General features: G+C 70.7%; 17 protein-coding genes. 3 read left to right on the forward strand and 14 right to left on the reverse strand.

Annotated features, from left to right (window positions below):
* Window positions 1–163: 163 nt before the first annotated feature.
* Window positions 164–406 carry a hypothetical protein gene (locus DK412_RS28690; RefSeq protein WP_093566815.1) on the reverse strand — a complete coding sequence of 81 codons (243 nt, stop codon included), beginning with the start codon at window positions 404–406 and terminating at the stop codon, window positions 164–166.
* Between the two features lie 159 nt (window positions 407–565).
* The gene (locus DK412_RS28695; RefSeq protein WP_109974763.1) at window positions 566–889 is read right to left on the reverse strand and encodes a hypothetical protein; all 324 of its coding nucleotides are present in this window, start codon (window positions 887–889) and stop codon (window positions 566–568) included.
* 394 nt (window positions 890–1,283) lie between these two features.
* Between DK412_RS28695 and DK412_RS28700 the strand changes: the two genes are divergently transcribed.
* The gene (locus DK412_RS28700) at window positions 1,284–1,583 is read left to right on the forward strand and encodes a hypothetical protein (protein WP_109974764.1); all 300 of its coding nucleotides are present in this window, start codon (window positions 1,284–1,286) and stop codon (window positions 1,581–1,583) included.
* Window positions 1,584–1,607: 24 nt separating this feature from the next.
* On the opposite strand, the gene uraH is transcribed toward DK412_RS28700, so the two are convergent.
* Window positions 1,608–1,991 (reverse strand): hydroxyisourate hydrolase, encoded by a 384-nt coding sequence (gene uraH, locus DK412_RS28705; RefSeq protein ID WP_109975555.1) that lies wholly within the window; start codon window positions 1,989–1,991, stop codon window positions 1,608–1,610.
* Window positions 1,992–2,129: 138 nt separating this feature from the next.
* Between uraH and DK412_RS28710 the strand changes: the two genes are divergently transcribed.
* Window positions 2,130–3,485 (forward strand): 8-oxoguanine deaminase, encoded by a 1,356-nt coding sequence (locus DK412_RS28710; RefSeq protein WP_109974765.1) that lies wholly within the window; start codon window positions 2,130–2,132, stop codon window positions 3,483–3,485.
* Between the two features lie 51 nt (window positions 3,486–3,536).
* Here the strand turns inward: DK412_RS28710 and DK412_RS28715 are convergent, their stop codons facing one another.
* From DK412_RS28715 to pal, 10 genes are all read right to left on the reverse strand, one after another.
* Window positions 3,537–4,232 carry a hypothetical protein gene (locus DK412_RS28715; protein WP_109974766.1) on the reverse strand — a complete coding sequence of 232 codons (696 nt, stop codon included), beginning with the start codon at window positions 4,230–4,232 and terminating at the stop codon, window positions 3,537–3,539.
* Between the two features lie 101 nt (window positions 4,233–4,333).
* Window positions 4,334–5,047 (reverse strand): aspartate/glutamate racemase family protein, encoded by a 714-nt coding sequence (locus tag DK412_RS28720; RefSeq protein WP_109974767.1) that lies wholly within the window; start codon window positions 5,045–5,047, stop codon window positions 4,334–4,336.
* Window positions 5,048–5,118: 71 nt separating this feature from the next.
* Window positions 5,119–6,501 (reverse strand): M20/M25/M40 family metallo-hydrolase, encoded by a 1,383-nt coding sequence (locus DK412_RS28725; RefSeq protein WP_109974768.1) that lies wholly within the window; start codon window positions 6,499–6,501, stop codon window positions 5,119–5,121.
* Between the two features lie 404 nt (window positions 6,502–6,905).
* Window positions 6,906–7,742 (reverse strand): outer membrane beta-barrel protein, encoded by an 837-nt coding sequence (locus tag DK412_RS28730; RefSeq protein WP_109974769.1) that lies wholly within the window; start codon window positions 7,740–7,742, stop codon window positions 6,906–6,908.
* A gap of 173 nt (window positions 7,743–7,915) precedes the next feature.
* A complete protein-coding gene (locus DK412_RS28735) occupies window positions 7,916–8,848 on the reverse strand; it encodes an outer membrane beta-barrel protein (RefSeq protein WP_109974770.1) in 933 nt (310 codons plus the stop codon).
* Window positions 8,849–9,117: 269 nt separating this feature from the next.
* Window positions 9,118–10,461: a phosphoglucosamine mutase gene (glmM, locus tag DK412_RS28740; RefSeq protein ID WP_109974771.1), complete on the reverse strand. Its 1,344-nt coding sequence runs from the start codon at window positions 10,459–10,461 to the stop codon at window positions 9,118–9,120.
* Window positions 10,462–10,658: 197 nt separating this feature from the next.
* Window positions 10,659–12,581, reverse strand: a complete 1,923-nt coding sequence (gene ftsH / locus DK412_RS28745; RefSeq protein ID WP_093566823.1) for an ATP-dependent zinc metalloprotease FtsH — start codon at window positions 12,579–12,581, stop codon at window positions 10,659–10,661.
* A 147-nt stretch (window positions 12,582–12,728) separates the two neighbouring features.
* Window positions 12,729–13,814 carry a tRNA lysidine(34) synthetase TilS gene (gene tilS / locus DK412_RS28750; RefSeq protein WP_109974772.1) on the reverse strand — a complete coding sequence of 362 codons (1,086 nt, stop codon included), beginning with the start codon at window positions 13,812–13,814 and terminating at the stop codon, window positions 12,729–12,731.
* Window positions 13,815–13,852: 38 nt separating this feature from the next.
* On the reverse strand, window positions 13,853–14,836 hold the full coding sequence (gene ybgF / locus DK412_RS28755) for a tol-pal system protein YbgF (protein ID WP_109975556.1): 984 nt from the start codon (window positions 14,834–14,836) through the stop codon (window positions 13,853–13,855).
* Between the two features lie 280 nt (window positions 14,837–15,116).
* The gene (gene pal, locus DK412_RS28760; protein ID WP_109974773.1) at window positions 15,117–15,653 is read right to left on the reverse strand and encodes a peptidoglycan-associated lipoprotein Pal; all 537 of its coding nucleotides are present in this window, start codon (window positions 15,651–15,653) and stop codon (window positions 15,117–15,119) included.
* A 386-nt stretch (window positions 15,654–16,039) separates the two neighbouring features.
* Between pal and DK412_RS28765 the strand changes: the two genes are divergently transcribed.
* Window positions 16,040–16,498 (forward strand): response regulator, encoded by a 459-nt coding sequence (locus DK412_RS28765; RefSeq protein ID WP_109974774.1) that lies wholly within the window; start codon window positions 16,040–16,042, stop codon window positions 16,496–16,498.
* Window positions 16,499–16,504: 6 nt separating this feature from the next.
* Here DK412_RS28765 and DK412_RS28770 read toward each other — a convergent pair whose 3' ends face one another.
* Window positions 16,505–16,951, reverse strand: a complete 447-nt coding sequence (locus tag DK412_RS28770) for a low affinity iron permease family protein (RefSeq protein ID WP_109974775.1) — start codon at window positions 16,949–16,951, stop codon at window positions 16,505–16,507.
* Between the last annotated feature and the right edge of the window lie 201 nt (window positions 16,952–17,152).

Consider the following 17,152-nt stretch of genomic DNA (forward strand, 5'->3'; position numbering starts at 1 on the left):
CGGTGATTCCATGCCGCGGTCGAAGCGCGCCCGCCGGACGCGGCCTCTCGAGGGCGGGCGGGGCACCTCGGGCCCCGCCTCGGAGAGCTCAGCTCATCCGTCCCGCGCCCCGGGCGCGGGATCATAACCCTTTCCCGCCCGCACCTGTCGGTGCGGCCGGGGATCAAGCCTTCTTCTTCGCCCGCGTCTTGGGGGCGGCCTTGGCAGCCTTGACGGCCGCGGCCGTCTCGGCCGCCTCGGCCTCGCGTGCGAGACGCAGGGCCTTGAGGCGGGCCATGTTGTCGTCGCGGCTGCGCTCCGCACTGGCGAGGTCGGACCAGGCCTGCGCCGCCATCTCGGCCTGCATCTGGGCCCGCGCCGCGCGGGTCTCGGCCTGTCCGCGCGCGGTGCTGTCTTGGGTCGCCATGACGTCATCCCTCTTGCGAGGCGCGGGCGAGCCGCAGCCTCGGAGAGGGCGCCGGGCCGAACGGGCCGCCGTGTGCGGCCCGCCCCCGGCGCCCTCTCCTTATGTAGGGCGCGGCGGACAATTGTCATGCGTTCGGCCCCGACCCGGGCCGGAGACGCCTCAATGGGCGTTCGGCACCTCGTGGTGCCGCGGCTCCTCCTGGTGCGGCTCTTCCTCGTGCCGCGGCGCTTCGGGCGCATCGCCCGCCAGGGCCTCGGCGAAGGGGAATTCCAGCACCACCTCGCCGGCCTCGTCGGTCACCACGAGGCTCGCGGCGAGCAGCCGGTCCTGGTTCCCGCTGTGGCTCATCTTGGGATCGTCCATCATCGCGCGGATGATCGCGCGCGAGGCCTCCCAGGCGTGATCGGGATCGCGCAGTTCTTCACCGTTCAGATCGGTGATCACGTCCTCGCCGATGTGAGTGTTGAAGAAGTAACGGGGCATGGGCAATCCTTCCGGCCGGACATTCGTCCTACCTGCCCTGTTCGTCCCTCCGGGACCAGTCCCCTGATCGGGGGATGCAATGCCGATTTCGACGCGTGTGCCCGATTGGGGATCGAGAATGACGAGTCCCATCGTCGACTCCTGTGCAACGCGCCCCGCCGCCCGGGCCCAGTGAGTCTGCAACTTGTGGCGGAGATGAGGCCTCTCGTGCAATCCAGCGCCGAGTACCCGGGGCGGGCGACGCCGAAAGGCGGCGGGACGCCGGTTCCCCGGCTATCGTCCACTTGCGCCGGGCCTGCGATTCAGCTTTTCTGAACCCGGGAAAGCGACGGAACGCTAGGTCAAGGAATACCGGCGCCGCTCGGCTTCGCCCAAGGGAGCCTCGAAACGTCCGATGCTGTGGCGCATCACGCACTGGAGCCGCAAGCCGTCCACGCCCTTCCTCGTCGGCGGGTTCGACCCGATCTATTATCTCGGCAAGAACCCGGACGTGGCGGCCGAAGGCTGCGACCCCCTCGAGCATTACCTGCATTTCGGCTGGCGCGAGGGGCGGGACCCGTCCGCCGAGTTCAGCACCCGCGGCTACCTCTCGGCCAATCCGGACGTCGAGCGGGCGGGCGTGAACCCGCTGCTCCATTACCGCCAGCACGGACTCGCCGAACGCCGCCGCGGCTGGCAGAAGCCGGGCGCCTGATCCGGCCCCGGCGCTCGAAGCCCGTCAGCTGCCGCGATAGGTGCTGTAGGCGTAGGGCGCGATCAGCAGCGGCACGTGGTAGTGGTCCAAGCCTGGTCGGACCACGAAGCGCACCGGCACCTCGTCCAGGAAATCGCCGGCGCCGGCATCGCGCTGACCGGCGAAATACGCGCCGACCGCGAAGACGATCTCGTAGATGCCGGGCGCCAGCGCCGCGCCGGCGAGCAGCGGCGCGTCGCAGCGCCCGTCCGCGTTGGTGAGGGCCCGGGCGACCTGCTCCCTCGTGCCGCCGGTGAGGCGCCAGAGCTGCACCGCCACTCCGGCGGCCGGGCGGCCATGGGCGGTGTCGAGCACGTGGGTCGTCAGGCGCGGCGTCTCGGGGCTCGCGGTCTCGGGGCTGTTGGGCATCGACATCGCTCGGATCTCCGCTCTCGGCCTCTTGCCTCGATCGCTGGGGGTGCCCGAGGGCTGCCGCTCGGTCAAGCACGGCTTGACCCGTGCCGGCCGGCGCGCCCAGCATGCGGCCCGATCCTGCCGGAGCCCCGCATGGCCACGCTTCTCCTGCGCAACGCCGACCGCCTCGTCACCATGGACGACGACCGGCGCGAGATCGACCACGGCTTCGTGCTGATCGAGGAGAACCGGATCGTCGCGCTCGGCGGGCCCGAGGCGTCGCCGGAGACCGCCGACACGGTGATCGACCTCGCCGGCCACGTGCTGCTGCCCGGCCTCGTGAACACCCATCACCACATGTACCAGTCGCTCACTCGCGCCGTGCCGGCGGCGCAGGACGCGGACCTGTTCGGCTGGCTGAAGGCGCTCTATCCGATCTGGGCCCGGCTCACGCCGGAGATGGTGCGGATCTCGAGCCAGACCGCGATGGCCGAACTGATCCTGTCGGGCTGCACGACGTCGAGCGACCACCTCTACCTCTATCCGAACGGCTGCCGCCTCGACGACAGCATCGAGGCAGCGGACGCGATCGGCCTGCGCTTCCACGCGGCCCGCGGGGCGATGAGCCTCGGCGAGAGCGCCGGCGGCCTGCCGCCCGACGCCCTGGTCGAGGACGAAGCCGCGATCCTCGCCGACACGCGCCGCCTGATCGAGACCTGGCACGACCCGGCGCCGTTCGCGATGCGCCGGATCGTGGTGGCGCCGTGCTCGCCCTTCTCGGTCAGCCCGGGGCTGATGCGGGACGCGGCGGCTTTGGCCCGGGCCTACGGCGTGTCGCTCCACACCCATCTCGCGGAGAACAAGGACGACGTCGCCTACAGCCGCGAACGCTTCGGGATGACGCCGGCCGAGTACGCCGCGGACCTCGGCTGGGTCGGGCCGGACGTCTGGCACGCCCACTGCGTCAAGCTCGACGAGGACGGGATCCAGCTCTTCGCCCGCACCGGCACCGGGGTCGCGCATTGCCCGTGCTCGAACATGCGGCTCGCCTCCGGCATCGCCCCGGTGCCGCGGATGCGCTGCGAGGGCGTGCCCGTCGGCTTCGGCGTCGACGGCTCGGCCTCGAACGATGCCGGCCACCTGCTCGGCGAGGCGCGCCAGGCGATGCTGCTCGCCCGCGTCGGTCACGGCCCCGCAGCGATGACGGCCCGCGAGGCCCTGGAGATCGCGACCCTCGGCGGCGCCCGGGTGCTCGGGCGCGACGATATCGGGGCACTGAAAGTCGGCATGGCCGCCGATTGCGTCGCCTTCGACCTGCGGGGGCTTGGCGTCGCCGGCGCCCTGCACGATCCGGTCGCCGCCCTGGTGTTCTGCGCGCCGCCCGGCGTGAGCGTGAGCGTCATCAACGGGCGGATCGTGGTGCGGGACGGGCACCTGCGGACGCTGGACGTCCGTGCGCTGGCCGAGTGGCACAATGCGCTGAGCCGCCGGCTGGTGCGCGGGGAGTGAGGGGGCCCGACGCTGACGTCGCGGCCTCGGATCCTGTCCGAGGCGCAACCCTCACCGGCCCGGCGCGAAGAACCGCGTGTCGGGACCGATCCGCCCGGTCCGCCGGGCATAGGGGCGAAGCACGGTGACGAGTGCGCCCCACGCCTCACGGCGACGGATGGCGCCGTGCCCCGCGACAACCTGAGCTATGCTCTGCAAGGCAGCCCCCCGCGCAAGATCGCCCAGGGTGCTCGCCGCCTCCCATGATGGTGGCGCGTAACGGCGGACCAGCGCCACGATCACGGCACCTTCGAGCAAGCATGCCGCCAGGACTTGGCCGCCATCACCGAGCATCTTGCCGGTCACTGCGGCAGCCAGCGCGAAGGCGGCGAAACCGGTGCCCAGCACACGGCCGGAGATGGAGGGGCTGGGGATATTTAGACCGGTCTCAGCGACGAGGTGAGCGTGCCAGCCCGCGTGGTCGCGCGTGCCCGCGAAGCGCGTGAGATAGGTCTCGGGGCGGAGGTCGCGATCCGGGTGCCGTAGCAGGATCGCCCGTCGAAGCGCGTAGAAGGCCCTTGCGGTCAGACATGGCAGATCATCGCTTCGCTCGACCATCGGCACATGCGCCCGGACGACCTCGAAGAGATCGCCGACCGTCTCGCACTTTTCAGCCTCGCCTTCGCTGATCGTGATGCCGAACGCACCTTCGACCACCAGAACGATCTCGACATCGTCGTCTGGGTCAATGTCGAGAGAATCGATCATCGTGATCTTTCAGGATACCCTCCAGCCGGAAATTTACCACGCGACCGATCAGGCCGAAAAGCCTCCTTACCGTTAGGGAAAGCGCTGGCGATCATGATCGGTCAGGCCGGTTGTAGGCCCATCAACGCCCGCTCCACCGCCGCCTCGGCATGCAGCACCGTGGTGTCGAAGAGCGGCACCGAGCTGTCCTCCGGCCGCACCAGCAGCATGATCTCGGTGCAGCCGAGGATGACCGCTTGCGCGCCCCGCTCGACGAGCCGGGCGATGACCGCCCGGTAGGCCTCGCGCGAGGCCGGCTTTGCCCGGCCCTGGACCAGTTCCTCGTAGATCACCCGGTGGACCATTGCACGATCGTCGGCGCCCGGCACCAGCACGTCGAGGCCGTGGCGCGCCGCGAGGCGGCCCTTGTAGAAATCCTGCTCCATGGTGAAGGCGGTGCCGAGGAGGCCGATCCGGGACAGGCCGGCGGCGCGGATCCGCTCGGCGGTCGGATCGGCGATATGCAGCAGCGGCAGGCCGATCGCCGCCTGCACCTCGTCGGCCATGCGGTGCATGGTGTTGGTGCAGATCACCACGAAGTCCGCCCCGCCCCGCTCCAAGCGCCGGGCGGCCGCGATCAGTTCGTCGGCCGCCTCGTCCCAGCGCCCGGCATGCTGCAAGGCCTCGATCTCGCCGAAATCGAACGACCACATCAGGCAGCGCGCGGAGCGCAGGCCCCCGAGGCGGGCGCGAACCGTCTCGTTGATGATGCGGTAGTATTCGGCCGAGCTCTCCCAGCTCATCCCGCCGATCAGACCGATGACCTTCTGCTGCATGTCCGGCCTCCTTTCGACGGTGACGCGCCAGGGGGTTACCTGCCGCCGGTCGCCCGGCGGCAGGTCCGTCCCTACTTCGCCAGCGCCGCCAGGATGCGCGCCCAGGAGCGCGTGCCCTTGTGGAAGCTCTGCAGGTCGTACTTCTCGTTCGGCGAGTGCACCCGGTCGTCGTCGAGGCCGAATCCGACCAGCAGGGTGTCGAGGCCCAGCGTGCGCTTGAAGTCGCCGACGATCGGGATCGAGCCGCCCGACCCGATCGTCACCGGGGCCCTCCCCCACTCCTCGGCGAGCGCGCCCTTGGCGGCCTCCAGCGCCGGCATGCCGTGGGGCAGGGCGAGAGCCCGCGAGCCCTTGTGGGTGACGACCTCGGCCTTGCAATCGGCCGGGATGCGCTCCTGGACGAAGGCGCGGAAGTTGCGGTCGAGGGCCTCCGGATCCTGGTCGCCGACGAGGCGGAACGAGATCTTGGCGCTCGCCTTCGCGGCGATCACCGTCTTGGTGCCCTCGCCGGTATAGCCGCCGATGATGCCGTTGGCGTCGCAGGTCGGGCGGGACTGGATCTGCTCGATCAGCATCCGGTCGCGCTCGCCGGCCGGCCGGTTCAGGCCGACGGTGCCGAGGAAGCTCTCCGGGGTCAGGTCGAGGCCGCGCCACTGCTCCAGAACCTCCGCAGGCGTCTCGTGCACGCCGTCGTAGAAGCCCTGCACGGTCACCCGGCCCTGGTCGTCGTGCAGGTCGGCGATGATGCGCGAGAGCACCCGGATCGGATTGGCGGCCGCGCCCCCGAACAGGCCCGAATGCAGGTCGCGGTCGGCGCAAGCGACCGTGACCTCGAAATAGGCGAGCCCCCGCAGGGACGAGGTGATCGCCGGGGTGTCGCGGTCCCACATCCCGGTGTCGCAGACGAGCGCCACATCGGCCTTCAGCTCGTCGCGGTTCGCCGCGACCCACTCGGGCAGGAACTTCGAGCCGTCCTCCTCCGCGCCCTCGATCAGGATCGTGACGCCGACCGGCAACTCGCCGTCGATCGCCTTGAAGGCGCGGCAGGCCTCGACGAAGGTCATCACCTGGCCCTTATCGTCGCAGGCGCCCCGCGCGCTGATGACCTTGCGGCCGTTGGCCAGCACCGCCATGCGCGGCTCGAAGGGCGGCGTCTCCCACTCGTCCAGGGGATCGACCGGCTGCACGTCGTAATGGCCGTAGAACAGCACGTGCGGCGCGCCGGGCTTGGGGTAGTGGCCGAGCACCACCGGATGGCCGCCGGTCTCGCGCAGGGACGTCTCGAAGCCCATGGCGGCGAGGTCGCCCTTCAGCCACTCCGCCGCCTTCCGGCACTCCGCCGCGTAGGCCGGATCGGTCGAGATCGACTGGATGCGCAGGAAGGCGAACAGCCGCTCCAGGGAATTGTCGAGGTCGCGGTCGATGTCGTTGAGGATCCGGTCAAGCGCGGCCATGCGGTGTCTCCGGTCTGGCCGGGCCCCCTGGCCCGGCGCTCACCGCGCCATCACTAGCGCAGCGGACCGGTGGCCAGAAGCCGTCGGGTGCGGGCCACTGGCCGTCTCGGGCGCATGGCGAGCGCAAAGCGGTGGACGGGCTTCCAAGAACCTGCCGGCTCGGCCGTGACTGAAGGCACACCCTCCATGTCATTCCGGGGCCGCGGAGCGGAGCCCGGAATCCAGAACCGCGGGTAATGCAGAATGAAGCGGGAGGCGTTCCGCTCTGTTCTGAATGACCTGAGTCTCTGGATTCCGGGCTCCGCTGCGCGGCCCCGGAATGACGCGGAGGGTGTGAAGGCTGTCGGGCGGATCCGAAGGGCCCGTGAGACGATCACCGGACGACGATCGTCCGGCGATCGATCTCAGTACGTCAGGCCGCCGAGGCCCGGCAGGGCGAGGCCGTTGCCGAAGGCCCAGCGCAGGCCGACCCGGAACTCGTTGGCGGCGATGTCCTTGATGCGGGTGTTCTGGTTGTAGGCGTCGAAACCGGTACGGGCCTTCCCGAGATCGAGATAGCGGTAGCTCGCATCGACGCTCACGCCGGCGCCGATCTCGTAGGAGATGCCCGCCATCGCCGCCCAGGCGAGCCCGATCGCCGTGTGGTTGGCGCGGGGGTCGTAGCCTTGCGCCCCGAGCTTGTAGGTGCCGTCGACGCCGCTGCCGCAGGCGGTGGTGAAGCAGGTCGTGCCGGTCCAGGCATCGTGGAAGCGGTTGCTCGCCATGCCGACGCCGGCGCCGATATAGGGGGTGAAGCCCCACCACGTGCCGAGATCGACGTAGACGTTGAACAGGCCGGTCAGGACGTCGAGCTTGCCGGCCTCGGTGTTGAAGCCCTCGACGAAGTTGGTGCGCGAGGAATAGTCGCGGAAGCGGCTGCGGGTGCGCCCATCGACGGTGACGTCGGCGCGCAGGAAGCTGTTGAAGCGGTAGCCGATGCCGCCGCCATAGCCGTCGGTGTTGCCGAGGCGAAATCCCACGAGCTTGGCGCCCTCGGTACCCGGCAAGGTGTCGTCCTTCGGGTGGCGGAAGTCGCTCATCGTGTAGTCGCCGCGCAGGTACCAGCCGGAGCCGATCTCCACCGGGGCGGCAGGCGGCGGCGGCGGCGGAGGTGGCGGCAGCAGATCGGCGGCGAGCGCGGGCGCGCCGACGAGGCCGAGCCCGAGGGCCGCGACCGGGAGAGAGAGACCGAACCGTGCCATGGGGCGCCCTTTCCTGCCCCATCGGCTCCTGGGCCGGGGCGAATTACGCGAAACTGGGAGTGGGACCATCTGCCCGATCATTGACGTAACGTAATACAATGAGCGGAGACTTAACCCTAACGGTCTGCCGCTGCCGTCTCCGGCGCCGATGCGCCGGAGACGGATCGTGGGTCTCAGTACTTGCGCACCAGCGGCACCATCGGGGGCGGCGGCGGCTCGTAGGCGGCAGCGAGCACCGGCGCGCCGAACATCCAGCGCATGCCGAGCTTGATGTCGTGGGCCTCGATGTCCTTGACCTTGATCGGGGTCAGGGTACTGCCGCAGAAGCAGTTCAGCACGCCGGTGCTGCCCTCGCCGAGGTTGAGGTAACGGTAGGCCAGCTCGAGCTTCAGGTTCGGGGTGACGGCGTAGGACAAGCCGGCGTGCAGAGCCCAGGCGAAGCTCGTCTTCATCTGGGTCTTGTAGGTGCCGCCGCTGATGTTCTGGTAGCCGAACGGCTTCACGTCCGGATAATCCGGGTAGGTATAGCTGCCGGTGATCTGGCTCGTCTCCGACAGGCCGGAGAAGCGGTGGAACGCCGCGCCGACGCCGGCGCCGATGAACGGCGTGACGCCGTAATAGGTGCCGAGATCGGCGTAGCCGTTCACCAGGACGACCGCGGCCGAGTAGTTGCCGTTGGTGGTCTCGTAGGTGGTCTCGTCGTGGTCGCGGCGCAGGCCGGCCTCGTCGTAGGTCGAGTAGGACGACTTGATGCGGTCGTTGGTGCGGAAGCCGCTGGAGAAGCGGTACTCGCCGGTCACGTCGCCGCGCAGCCAGGAATTGAACTGGTAGCCCACGCCGATGCCCGCGAAACCGCCGGCCCCGAGATCGCTGTTGTAGTAGTTGACGACGTCCGGGCTCGGCACGGTCGAGAGCTTCGGCCGGGTGTAGATGCTGGCGCCGACATCGCCGCGCAGGTACCAGCCGCCGCCGAACTCGACCGGCGGGGGCGGCAGCGGCGGGGGCGGAGGCGGCAGGAGGTCGGCGGCGTGAACGAGCCCCGGCGCGGCCACGCTCGCAGCGAGCGTGATGATGCGCGCCAGCGCGAGTGGCTTGCTGCGGCCCATGACGGTTCCTTGTGTGAAGGGCCGCGAGTGGGTCGGGCGGCCGTTCTGGAAGACGTCACGACTGTCGCCGGGTTCGGTAAACCCGCGCTTAACGTTAAGCCTTAGGGCTGAGAAAGTGTTGCAGTTGATTGATTGGGCTGCACCGTCAGACCGTGCCCGAAGATGCGGTCGCGGAATGCGCCAGTCATACGGGCAGCGTCGTCGATCGCTCGCGTTGCGGGTGTAATACGGGGACGGAGGACCTCGCCTCCGTCCCGGTCCGGTCGCGATCAGGCCGCGACCTTGCGCAGGGCCTCGACGACGTCGTCGACCACCCGCACCACGAGGTCGCGGTCGTCGCCCTCGGCCATCACCCGGATCACGGGCTCGGTGCCGGAGGGCCGGATGACGAGGCGCCCGCCCTCGCCCAGGCGCTGCCGCGCGCCCTCGATGGCGGTGACGACGGAATCCTGGCGCAGGGGCTCGCCGCCGGTGCCGTAGCGCACGTTCTTGAGCACCTGCGGCAGCGGGTCGAAGCAATGGCAGACCTCGCTCACCGGGCGCTGCTGGCGCTGGACCACCGACAGCAGCTGAAGCGCCGCCACCAGCCCGTCGCCGGTGGTGGCGTAATCCGACATGATGATGTGGCCGGATTGCTCGCCGCCGAGATTGTAGCCGTGCTCGCGCATGTGCTCCAGCACGTAGCGGTCGCCGACGGCGGTGCGTACCATGCCGAGGCCGAGGCCCCCGAGATAGCGCTCGAGGCCGAGATTCGACATGATGGTGGCGACGATGCCGTTCTTGGACAGGCGGTCGTCCTCCTGCCAGGAGCGGGCGACCACCGCCATCAGCTGGTCGCCGTCGACCCGCTGGCCCTTCTCGTCGACCACCAGCACCCGGTCGGCGTCGCCGTCGAGCGCGATGCCGATATCGGCGCGCAATTCGCGCACCTTGGCGACGAGGGCCTCCGGCGCCGTCGAGCCGACGTCGCGGTTGATGTTGAAGCCGTCCGGCTCGGTGCCGATGGCGATCACCTCGGCGCCGAGCTCCCACAGGGTCTCGGGCGCGACCCGGTAGGCGGCGCCGTTGGCGCAGTCCACCACCACGCGCAGGCCGTCGAGCGTCAGGGTGCGCGGCAGGGTGCGCTTGGCGAACTCGATGTAGCGGGCGTGCACGCTCTCGATGCGCTTGGCCCGGCCGAGGTCGTTGGAGCCGGCGAGCCGCGTGTGCAGGCTCGAATCGATCAGGCGCTCGATCTCGCGCTCGACCTCGTCGGAGAGCTTGAACCCGTCGGGCCCGAAGAGCTTGATGCCGTTATCCTCGAACGGGTTGTGCGAGGCCGAGATCATCACCCCGATATCGGCGCGCATCGAGCGCGTCAGCATCGCGACGGCCGGGGTCGGCATCGGGCCGAGCTGCAGTACGTCCATCCCGACCGAGGTGAACCCGGCAATGAGCGCGGTCTCGATCATGTAGCCCGACAGGCGGGTGTCCTTGCCGATCACGACGCGATGGCGATGGTCCCCGCGCTGGAACACGAGGCCGGCGGCCTGTCCCACCTTGAGCGCGAGTTCCGGCGTGATGACGCCGTTAGCCCGGCCCCGGATGCCGTCGGTCCCGAAATACTTGCGCACGGCTGTGTTCTCCCTGTCCCGTTCCGGGCCATCCCGGCCGCCGGCGAGCGACGCCGCGCAAGGCCGGTGCCGCCACTCGAAACCGCCGTCACATGGCGTCTGGGTTATTTTGAGGCTGCTCTGCAACGACAAGGGGCGGCGGGATCGCTCCCGCCGCCCCTTGTCAACTTCGCCGAGCGGTGTGGATTCCGCGCCGCTCAGGCCTGCGGCTGCGGCTCGTAACCGCCATCGTTCTCCCGCGGCCGGCCGCGGCCCGCGGAGGGGACCGGCGAGCCGCGGCTCGGGTTGGTCGGGTAGTCGCCGGCGTCGCGCACCGGGGGCTTGCCGTCGAGGAGGTCGCGGATCTCGTCGCCGGACAGGGTCTCGTACTCGAGCAGGCCGCGGGCGAGCGCCTCGAGATCCGCCTTGCGCTCGTCGAGGATGCGGCGGGCATCCTGCAGGCCGGCCTCGACCAGGCGGCGGACCTCGGCGTCGATCTTCTGGGCGGTGGCCTCCGACACGTTCTGCTGCCGGTTGACCTGCATGCCGAGGAAGACCTCGTCATTGTTCTCGCCGTAGGCAACGGTGCCGAGCTCAGGGCTGAAGCCCCAGCGGGTGACCATCATGCGGGCGAGACGGGTCGCCTGCTCGATGTCCGACTGGGCGCCGGAGGTGACCTTGTCGTGGCCGAAGATCATCTCCTCGGCGACGCGGCCGCCCATCATGATGGCGAGGCGCGAGGTCATCTGCTCGAAGGACATCGACAGCTTGTCGCGCTCCGGCAGCTGCATGACCATGCCGAGCGCCCGGCCGCGGGGGATGATCGTCGCCTTGTGGACGGGATCGGTCGCCGGGACGTTGAAGGCCACGATGGCGTGGCCGCCCTCGTGATAGGCGGTGAGCCGCTTCTCGTCCTCGGTCATGACGAGGGTGCGCCGCTCGGCGCCCATCATCACCTTGTCCTTGGCGTCCTCGAACTCGTGCATCGTGACGATGCGCTTGCCGCGGCGGGCCGCCAGCAGGGCCGCCTCGTTGACGAGGTTCATCAGGTCGGCGCCCGAGAAGCCGGGAGTGCCGCGGGCGATCACCTTCAGGTCGACGTCGGGCGAGAGCGGCACCTTGCGGACGTGGACGCGCAGGATGCGCTCGCGGCCGATCACGTCCGGGTTCGGCACGATGATCTGGCGGTCGAAGCGGCCGGGACGCAGCAGCGCCGGATCGAGCACGTCGGGGCGGTTGGTCGCCGCGATGATGATGATGCCCTCGTTGGCCTCGAAGCCGTCCATCTCGACGAGGAGCTGGTTGAGGGTCTGCTCGCGCTCGTCGTTGCCGCCGCCCAGGCCCGCGCCGCGGTGGCGACCGACGGCGTCGATCTCGTCGATGAAGATGATGCAGGGGGCGTTCTTCTTCGCCTGGTCGAACATGTCGCGGACGCGGCTGGCGCCGACGCCGACGAACATCTCGACGAAGTCCGACCCCGAGATGGTGAAGAACGGCACGTTGGCCTCGCCCGCGACCGCCCGGGCGATCAGGGTCTTGCCGGTGCCGGGGGGGCCGACCAGCAGCACGCCGCGCGGGATCCGGCCGCCGAGGCGCTGGAACTTCTGCGGGTCGCGCAGGAACTCGACGATCTCCTGCAGGTCCTCCTTGGCCTCGTCGACGCCCGCCACGTCCTCGAAGGTCACGCGGCCATGCGCCTCGGTCAGGAGCTTCGCCTTGGACTTGCCGAAGCCCATGGCCCGGCCAGCGCCCGACTGCATCTGGCGCGACAGGAAGATCCAGGCCCCGATGAACACCAGGATCGGCAGCCAGTTGACCAGCAGCGCGATGAACCACGGCGTGTTGTCGGAGGGCGGACGGGCGGTGATGGTCACGCCCTTGCCCTGGAGCTTCGACACCAGCGACGGATCGTTCGGCGCGTAGGTCGTGAAGGTGCCGCCGCTCGTGTAGGTGCCGCTCACCTCCTGGCCGGAGATGACCACGTTCTGGATGCGGCCCGCCTCGGCGTCGTTCAGGAGCTGGCTGTAGGCGATCTCCCCGCCGCCCGAGCGGTGACCCGGGTTCTGGAACAGGGTCACGAGGGCCAGCACCAGCAGGAAGATGACGACCCACAGGGCGAAATTGCGGAAATTGGGGTTCATCGAAGAGTCAATCCCTGAGGAGCGCGGTACCGGGCGGGCGTGCTGGGTGGGCACCGGCACTCGGACCGCAATGTAGGCACCCGCCCGGTGCTTGCCAAGTAATCGCCCGCGCCTGCGGCGCCGCGCGCGTCCCGGCTCACCCGAACGTCATGACGGGGGCTGTCGGCGCGGCCGCGCTGGGCTGAAAGCCAGCCTGCCGCGACCGGCCGCCAGGAGGAGGCCCGCGAGCGTGCGCCGGCAGGAAGCGCCCGACCGCAGGGCCGGGAGGATCTCGCCCAGCACGATCCGCTCCAGCCGCTCCAGGCGCGGCGGGTAGGGCGAGGCCTCCGCTTGCTTGGCGGCGCCTTGCACGGCCGCGACGGCGAGGCCCACGACCCGCAGGGCCACCGCCTCCGGCAGGGCCGCGAGGCCGGCGCCGTCGAGGACGAGGCACCCCTTCCCGCCCGAAGCGGGCCGGCGGAGATCGCGCAGCGCCGCCCCGGCGGCGTCGCTCAGGGCCGCCTCGTCGCGGCGCAGGCGCCCGGCGAGGCGGGCGAGGCGCTCCGCGGTCAGGCCCTCCTCGGCGAGCAGCGGCAGCAGGCGACGCAGGCGGGCGCGGCCGAAGCGCGGATCGGCGTTGGAGGGGTCGCGCACGAAGGGCCAACCCCTCTCCGCGCAGGTGGCGACGAGCCGGGCCTTCGGGACGCTCAGGAAAGGCCGCCCGAGGGCGAGCCCGTCGAGGGTGCGGGCCGGCGCCATCCCGGACAGGCCGGCGGGACCGGATCCGGCGCAGAGGCGCATCAGCACGGTCTCGGCCTGATCGTCGAGGGTGTGGGCGGTGAGGACGAGATCGGCGCCCGTCTCCCGGGCGAGTTCGGCGAGCAGACGGTAGCGGGCCGCCCGCGCCGCTTCCTGGAGGCGCGCCGTCGGCTTCGGGCCGGTCCAGGCGAGGATCCGGTGCTTGAGGCCGAGCCGGGCGGCGAGGCCCGCGACCCCGTCGGCTTCCGCGGCCGAGCCGGGACGCAGGCCGTGATCGACGGTGGCGACGACGAGGGGGAATCCGCGCCCGGTCCAGGCGGCGCAGCTTTGAGCGAGGGCGGCGCAGCCCATCAGCGCCGTCGAATCGGGTCCGCCGGACACCGCCAGCACGGCGCCCCGGTAAGCCGTACCGGGGCCGATCCAGGGCTCCAGGAGCGCGGCGCTCTCGGCCTGGCCGAGGGGGGTGTCAGGAGACGCCCCGTCCGGGCGGCTCACATCTTGCGTCTCAGAGCCTCTTCGAGTCGGACAGGCGCTCACGCCGCGCAGCGCGCGCGCCGCTGCTCCCGGTCGACGCCCTGCTTCACCGTCGAGGAGGCCTGCGGGAACTTGCGCTCCAGCTCGGCCAGGGTGGCGCAGGCCTGCTCGCGGGCGCCGAGCGCGTTGAGCGAGGCGCCGAGCTTCAGCATCGCGTCAGGCGCCTTGCGCGAGCGGGCGTAGTCGGTCGAGACCTTCAGGAACTGCTCGGCCGCTTCGCGGGTGCGGTTGCGCTGCAGGTAGCTCTCGCCGAGCCAGTAGGTCGCGTCCGGCACCAGGGCGTCGCGGGGATGCGACTGGATGAACTGACGCAGGCTCATCTCGGCCTGCTCGTACTGGCGCTGCAGCACGTAGGCGTAGGCTGTCTCGTAATCCGCCTTCGCATCGCCGCTTCCCGTGGCGGCGACGCTGGCCGAGGGCCGCGGCGCCGCCGCCGGAGCGGTGGCGGCCGGGCGGGACGGCGGGCGCAGGTCCACGGGCTCGCCGTAATCGGGCGTCTCGTCCTCGATCGCCGCGCGGGGTGCGGCGAGGGCGGCGGTGGTGTTCGGGGTCGCGGGAGCGGCCGCCGCGTTGCGCGGCGCCGGCGAGGGCGTGGCGGCGCCCGAGCCCGTCGTACTGCCGAGCGCCTGCGGCCCCCCTCCAAGCGCCTGCGGCGCGCCCGGGGCACCGGGATTCTGGGACGGATCGAAGGCGTCGCTGCGCTTCTGGGGCTTGCCCTGCGGCGTCGCGGCCGCCGGCTTCTGGCCGCCCTTCTGCTCCTGGAAGCGGAACTCGACATCCTCCTGGAACTTGCGCAGCTGCTCCTTGAGCTGGCGGTTCTCGTACTGGAGCGATTCGATCTGGCCCGCCATCTGGCGCGACTGGTTCTCCAGGCGGTTGAGGCGCACCACGAACTCGGCGGCATCCTGAGCCGCGGCCGGGCACGCGGCGGCGAGGGCCAGGCCTGAGACGGCGAGAGGGGCGAGGAGCAGGCGGCGAAGCATGGCGGGGCGCATCACGGCTCGGGTCAGGCGGCAGGTCCGCACTCGGGAGCGCGGGTTAGCAGATGCCGCGGCTCCGGGCAAAAGGGACGGCGCGGTCCGCGCCGTCCACCGGAATCGGGGCGGCCTTCGCCACCCCTTCCTGCTTCGAACGAGGGCGGCCCGCGCCGCTTCCTCCTCGTTGAGAACAGGGCGGCTCGCGCCGCTTCTTCCTCATTGAGAACTGGGCGGCTCGCGCCGCTTCTTCCTTGTTGAGAACAGGGCGGCTCGCGCCGCCCCGGCCTCACGAGCCGGCGCCGCCGTCCAGCACCGTGACGGCGCGGCGGTTCTGCGACCAGCACGAGATGTCGTTGCAGACCGCGACCGGGCGCTCCTTGCCGTAGGAGACGGTGCGCATGCGGTTCGAGCCGATGCCCCGGGAGGCGAGGTAGTCCCGCACCGCCTGCGCGCGGCGGGCGCCGAGGGAGAAGTTGTACTCGCGGGTGCCGCGCTCGTCGGCGTGGCCCTCGATCAGGAACGTGTAGCGCGGGTAGCGCGACAGCCACTGCGCCTGCTTGTCGAGGGTGGCGGTGGCGGTCGGGGTCAGGTCGGTCGAGTCGGACTCGAAGAAGACCCGGTCGCCGATATTGACCACGAAGTCCTGGGCGCTGCCCGGCGTCGCGGGACCGCCGCGGCCGCCCATGCCCCCGGCACCGCCGGCGCCATAGGCCGCCGAGGCGTCGGCGAGGTCGTTGTTGCTCGCGCAGGCCGCCATCGACAGGGCGAGCCCGAGGGCGGCGGTGATCTTGAGCGCGCGCAGGGGCGCGAGCGGCAGCGGCATCGACGTAAAACTCCTCTGGCGGTCTCGAGGAGAGACCGCACCCGGCGAGGCCCGAGCCGCACGAAGAGCCCGGCGACGCCGCTTCACGACACGTGATCGTCCATAGTCCCGGCGGGTTAAGCGAAGGTTCCGTCAACCTTGACGGGGTCCCGCCCCCGGCGGGACCGCGCGGCTCCCGCCGCCCTGAGGCCGAGCCCCGACGACGAGCGCGGGGCGAGCTCCAGACACCGGCAAAATACGGCTACGCTGCGGCGCGGGAGGCCGTCGTCACGCACGCCCGGCCCATGTTGCATTCGCGCAACATCGCGGGATCGCGGTCGTTGACGCTTCGTTAACCAAGACCGCCGACCGTCGCGGGATCGACGATCGAGATTCTCTCACAACCGATGCCCGAGACCCTGCCCCCGCCCTGGACGGCCCAATCGGGTCAGAAACCCTGCGTCCTGATCGTCGAGGACAGCTACATGCTGCTCGAGCTGCTGGTGACGCTCTGCGAGCAGCACGGCGTCGCGACGATGACCGCGTCGAGCGGCGAGGCGGCGCTGACCCTGCTGCGCCAGCACGGTTCGCGGATCGACTGGCTCCTCACCGACATCCGGCTGCCGGGCCTCGTCGACGGCTGGGGCGTGGCCGAGGCCTACCGGCAGATCCAGCCGCACCGGCCGGTGATCTACTCCTCGACCACCGCCAACCTGAGGCACCCGGCGGTGCCGGGCAGCATCTTCGTCACCAAGCCCTTCGTGATCGCCGACATCCTGCACCTCGCCCGGATGATGGCCAACGAGATCGAGGCGTCCCAGACGGAGATTTGCCAGGCCGAGACGCAGCACCAGCTCTGCGCGTGACTCCGCTCACGCTCCCGTCGCGGCCCGCGCCGCCGCCGCGGCCTTGGCGTTGGCGGTCTCCTGGGCGGCGTCGGCCGCGTCGCTGAGGCGAAAATCCTTCGCCCGCGCCTCGCAGCGCGCGCGCAAGGAGTCGAGTTCCTCCTCGGTCAGGTGCTCGATGCCGATATAGGCGTTCTGGGCCGCGCTCGCTCGGATCAGCTCGTCGAGCTTGGCCTGAATCGCCGCCCCGTCGCGGTTCTGGGTGTTCTGGATCAGGAAGACCATCAGGAACGTCACGATCGTCGTGCCGGTGTTGATGATCAGCTGCCAGGTGTCCGAGTAGTGGAACAGCGGGCCGGTCAGCGCCCAGACCACGATCAGGAGCAGGCTGGCCGCGAAGGTGCCCGGACGCCCCGCCGCCCGGGCGACCGCGGCGGCGAAATCCGAGAAGGTGCGGACGTGCGTCGTGGCCATCGTGCCCCCCGTGGCGGTTCGGCCTCCTGGAAGTTTTCCTAATGTTTCCAGGAGGCTCCGGGCTGGTGAGTGCCCGGGTACGAATTCCGATCCGGCGCCCGCGGTTCCCCTCTTGACGTGACGTGCGGCGCGGCGCAGTGACGGGCCGCTCGCGGCGCGCCTTCGCGCGGCAGCATCCCCGGACAACCGCAACCCCATGCC

This window comes from Methylobacterium sp. 17Sr1-1, assembly GCF_003173775.1.
Classification (GTDB): Bacteria; Pseudomonadota; Alphaproteobacteria; order Rhizobiales; family Beijerinckiaceae; genus Methylobacterium.

Excerpts from the sequence above, each read along its gene's own strand:
- DK412_RS28690 (WP_093566815.1), bottom strand. The coding sequence starts at position 406 with ATGGCGACCCAAGACAGCACCGCGCGCGGACAGGCCGAGACCCGCGCG.
- DK412_RS28695 (WP_109974763.1), bottom strand. The coding sequence starts at position 889 with ATGCCCCGTTACTTCTTCAACACTCACATCGGCGAGGACGTGATCACC.
- DK412_RS28700 (WP_109974764.1), top strand. The coding sequence starts at position 1,284 with ATGCTGTGGCGCATCACGCACTGGAGCCGCAAGCCGTCCACGCCCTTC.
- uraH (WP_109975555.1), bottom strand. The coding sequence starts at position 1,991 with ATGCCCAACAGCCCCGAGACCGCGAGCCCCGAGACGCCGCGCCTGACG.
- DK412_RS28710 (WP_109974765.1), top strand. The coding sequence starts at position 2,130 with ATGGCCACGCTTCTCCTGCGCAACGCCGACCGCCTCGTCACCATGGAC.
- DK412_RS28715 (WP_109974766.1), bottom strand. The coding sequence starts at position 4,232 with ATGATCGATTCTCTCGACATTGACCCAGACGACGATGTCGAGATCGTT.
- DK412_RS28720 (WP_109974767.1), bottom strand. The coding sequence starts at position 5,047 with ATGCAGCAGAAGGTCATCGGTCTGATCGGCGGGATGAGCTGGGAGAGC.
- DK412_RS28725 (WP_109974768.1), bottom strand. The coding sequence starts at position 6,501 with ATGGCCGCGCTTGACCGGATCCTCAACGACATCGACCGCGACCTCGAC.
- DK412_RS28730 (WP_109974769.1), bottom strand. The coding sequence starts at position 7,742 with ATGGCACGGTTCGGTCTCTCTCTCCCGGTCGCGGCCCTCGGGCTCGGC.
- DK412_RS28735 (WP_109974770.1), bottom strand. The coding sequence starts at position 8,848 with ATGGGCCGCAGCAAGCCACTCGCGCTGGCGCGCATCATCACGCTCGCT.
- ftsH (WP_093566823.1), bottom strand. The coding sequence starts at position 12,581 with ATGAACCCCAATTTCCGCAATTTCGCCCTGTGGGTCGTCATCTTCCTG.
- ybgF (WP_109975556.1), bottom strand. The coding sequence starts at position 14,836 with ATGCTTCGCCGCCTGCTCCTCGCCCCTCTCGCCGTCTCAGGCCTGGCC.
- pal (WP_109974773.1), bottom strand. The coding sequence starts at position 15,653 with ATGCCGCTGCCGCTCGCGCCCCTGCGCGCGCTCAAGATCACCGCCGCC.
- DK412_RS28765 (WP_109974774.1), top strand. The coding sequence starts at position 16,040 with ATGCCCGAGACCCTGCCCCCGCCCTGGACGGCCCAATCGGGTCAGAAA.
- DK412_RS28770 (WP_109974775.1), bottom strand. The coding sequence starts at position 16,951 with ATGGCCACGACGCACGTCCGCACCTTCTCGGATTTCGCCGCCGCGGTC.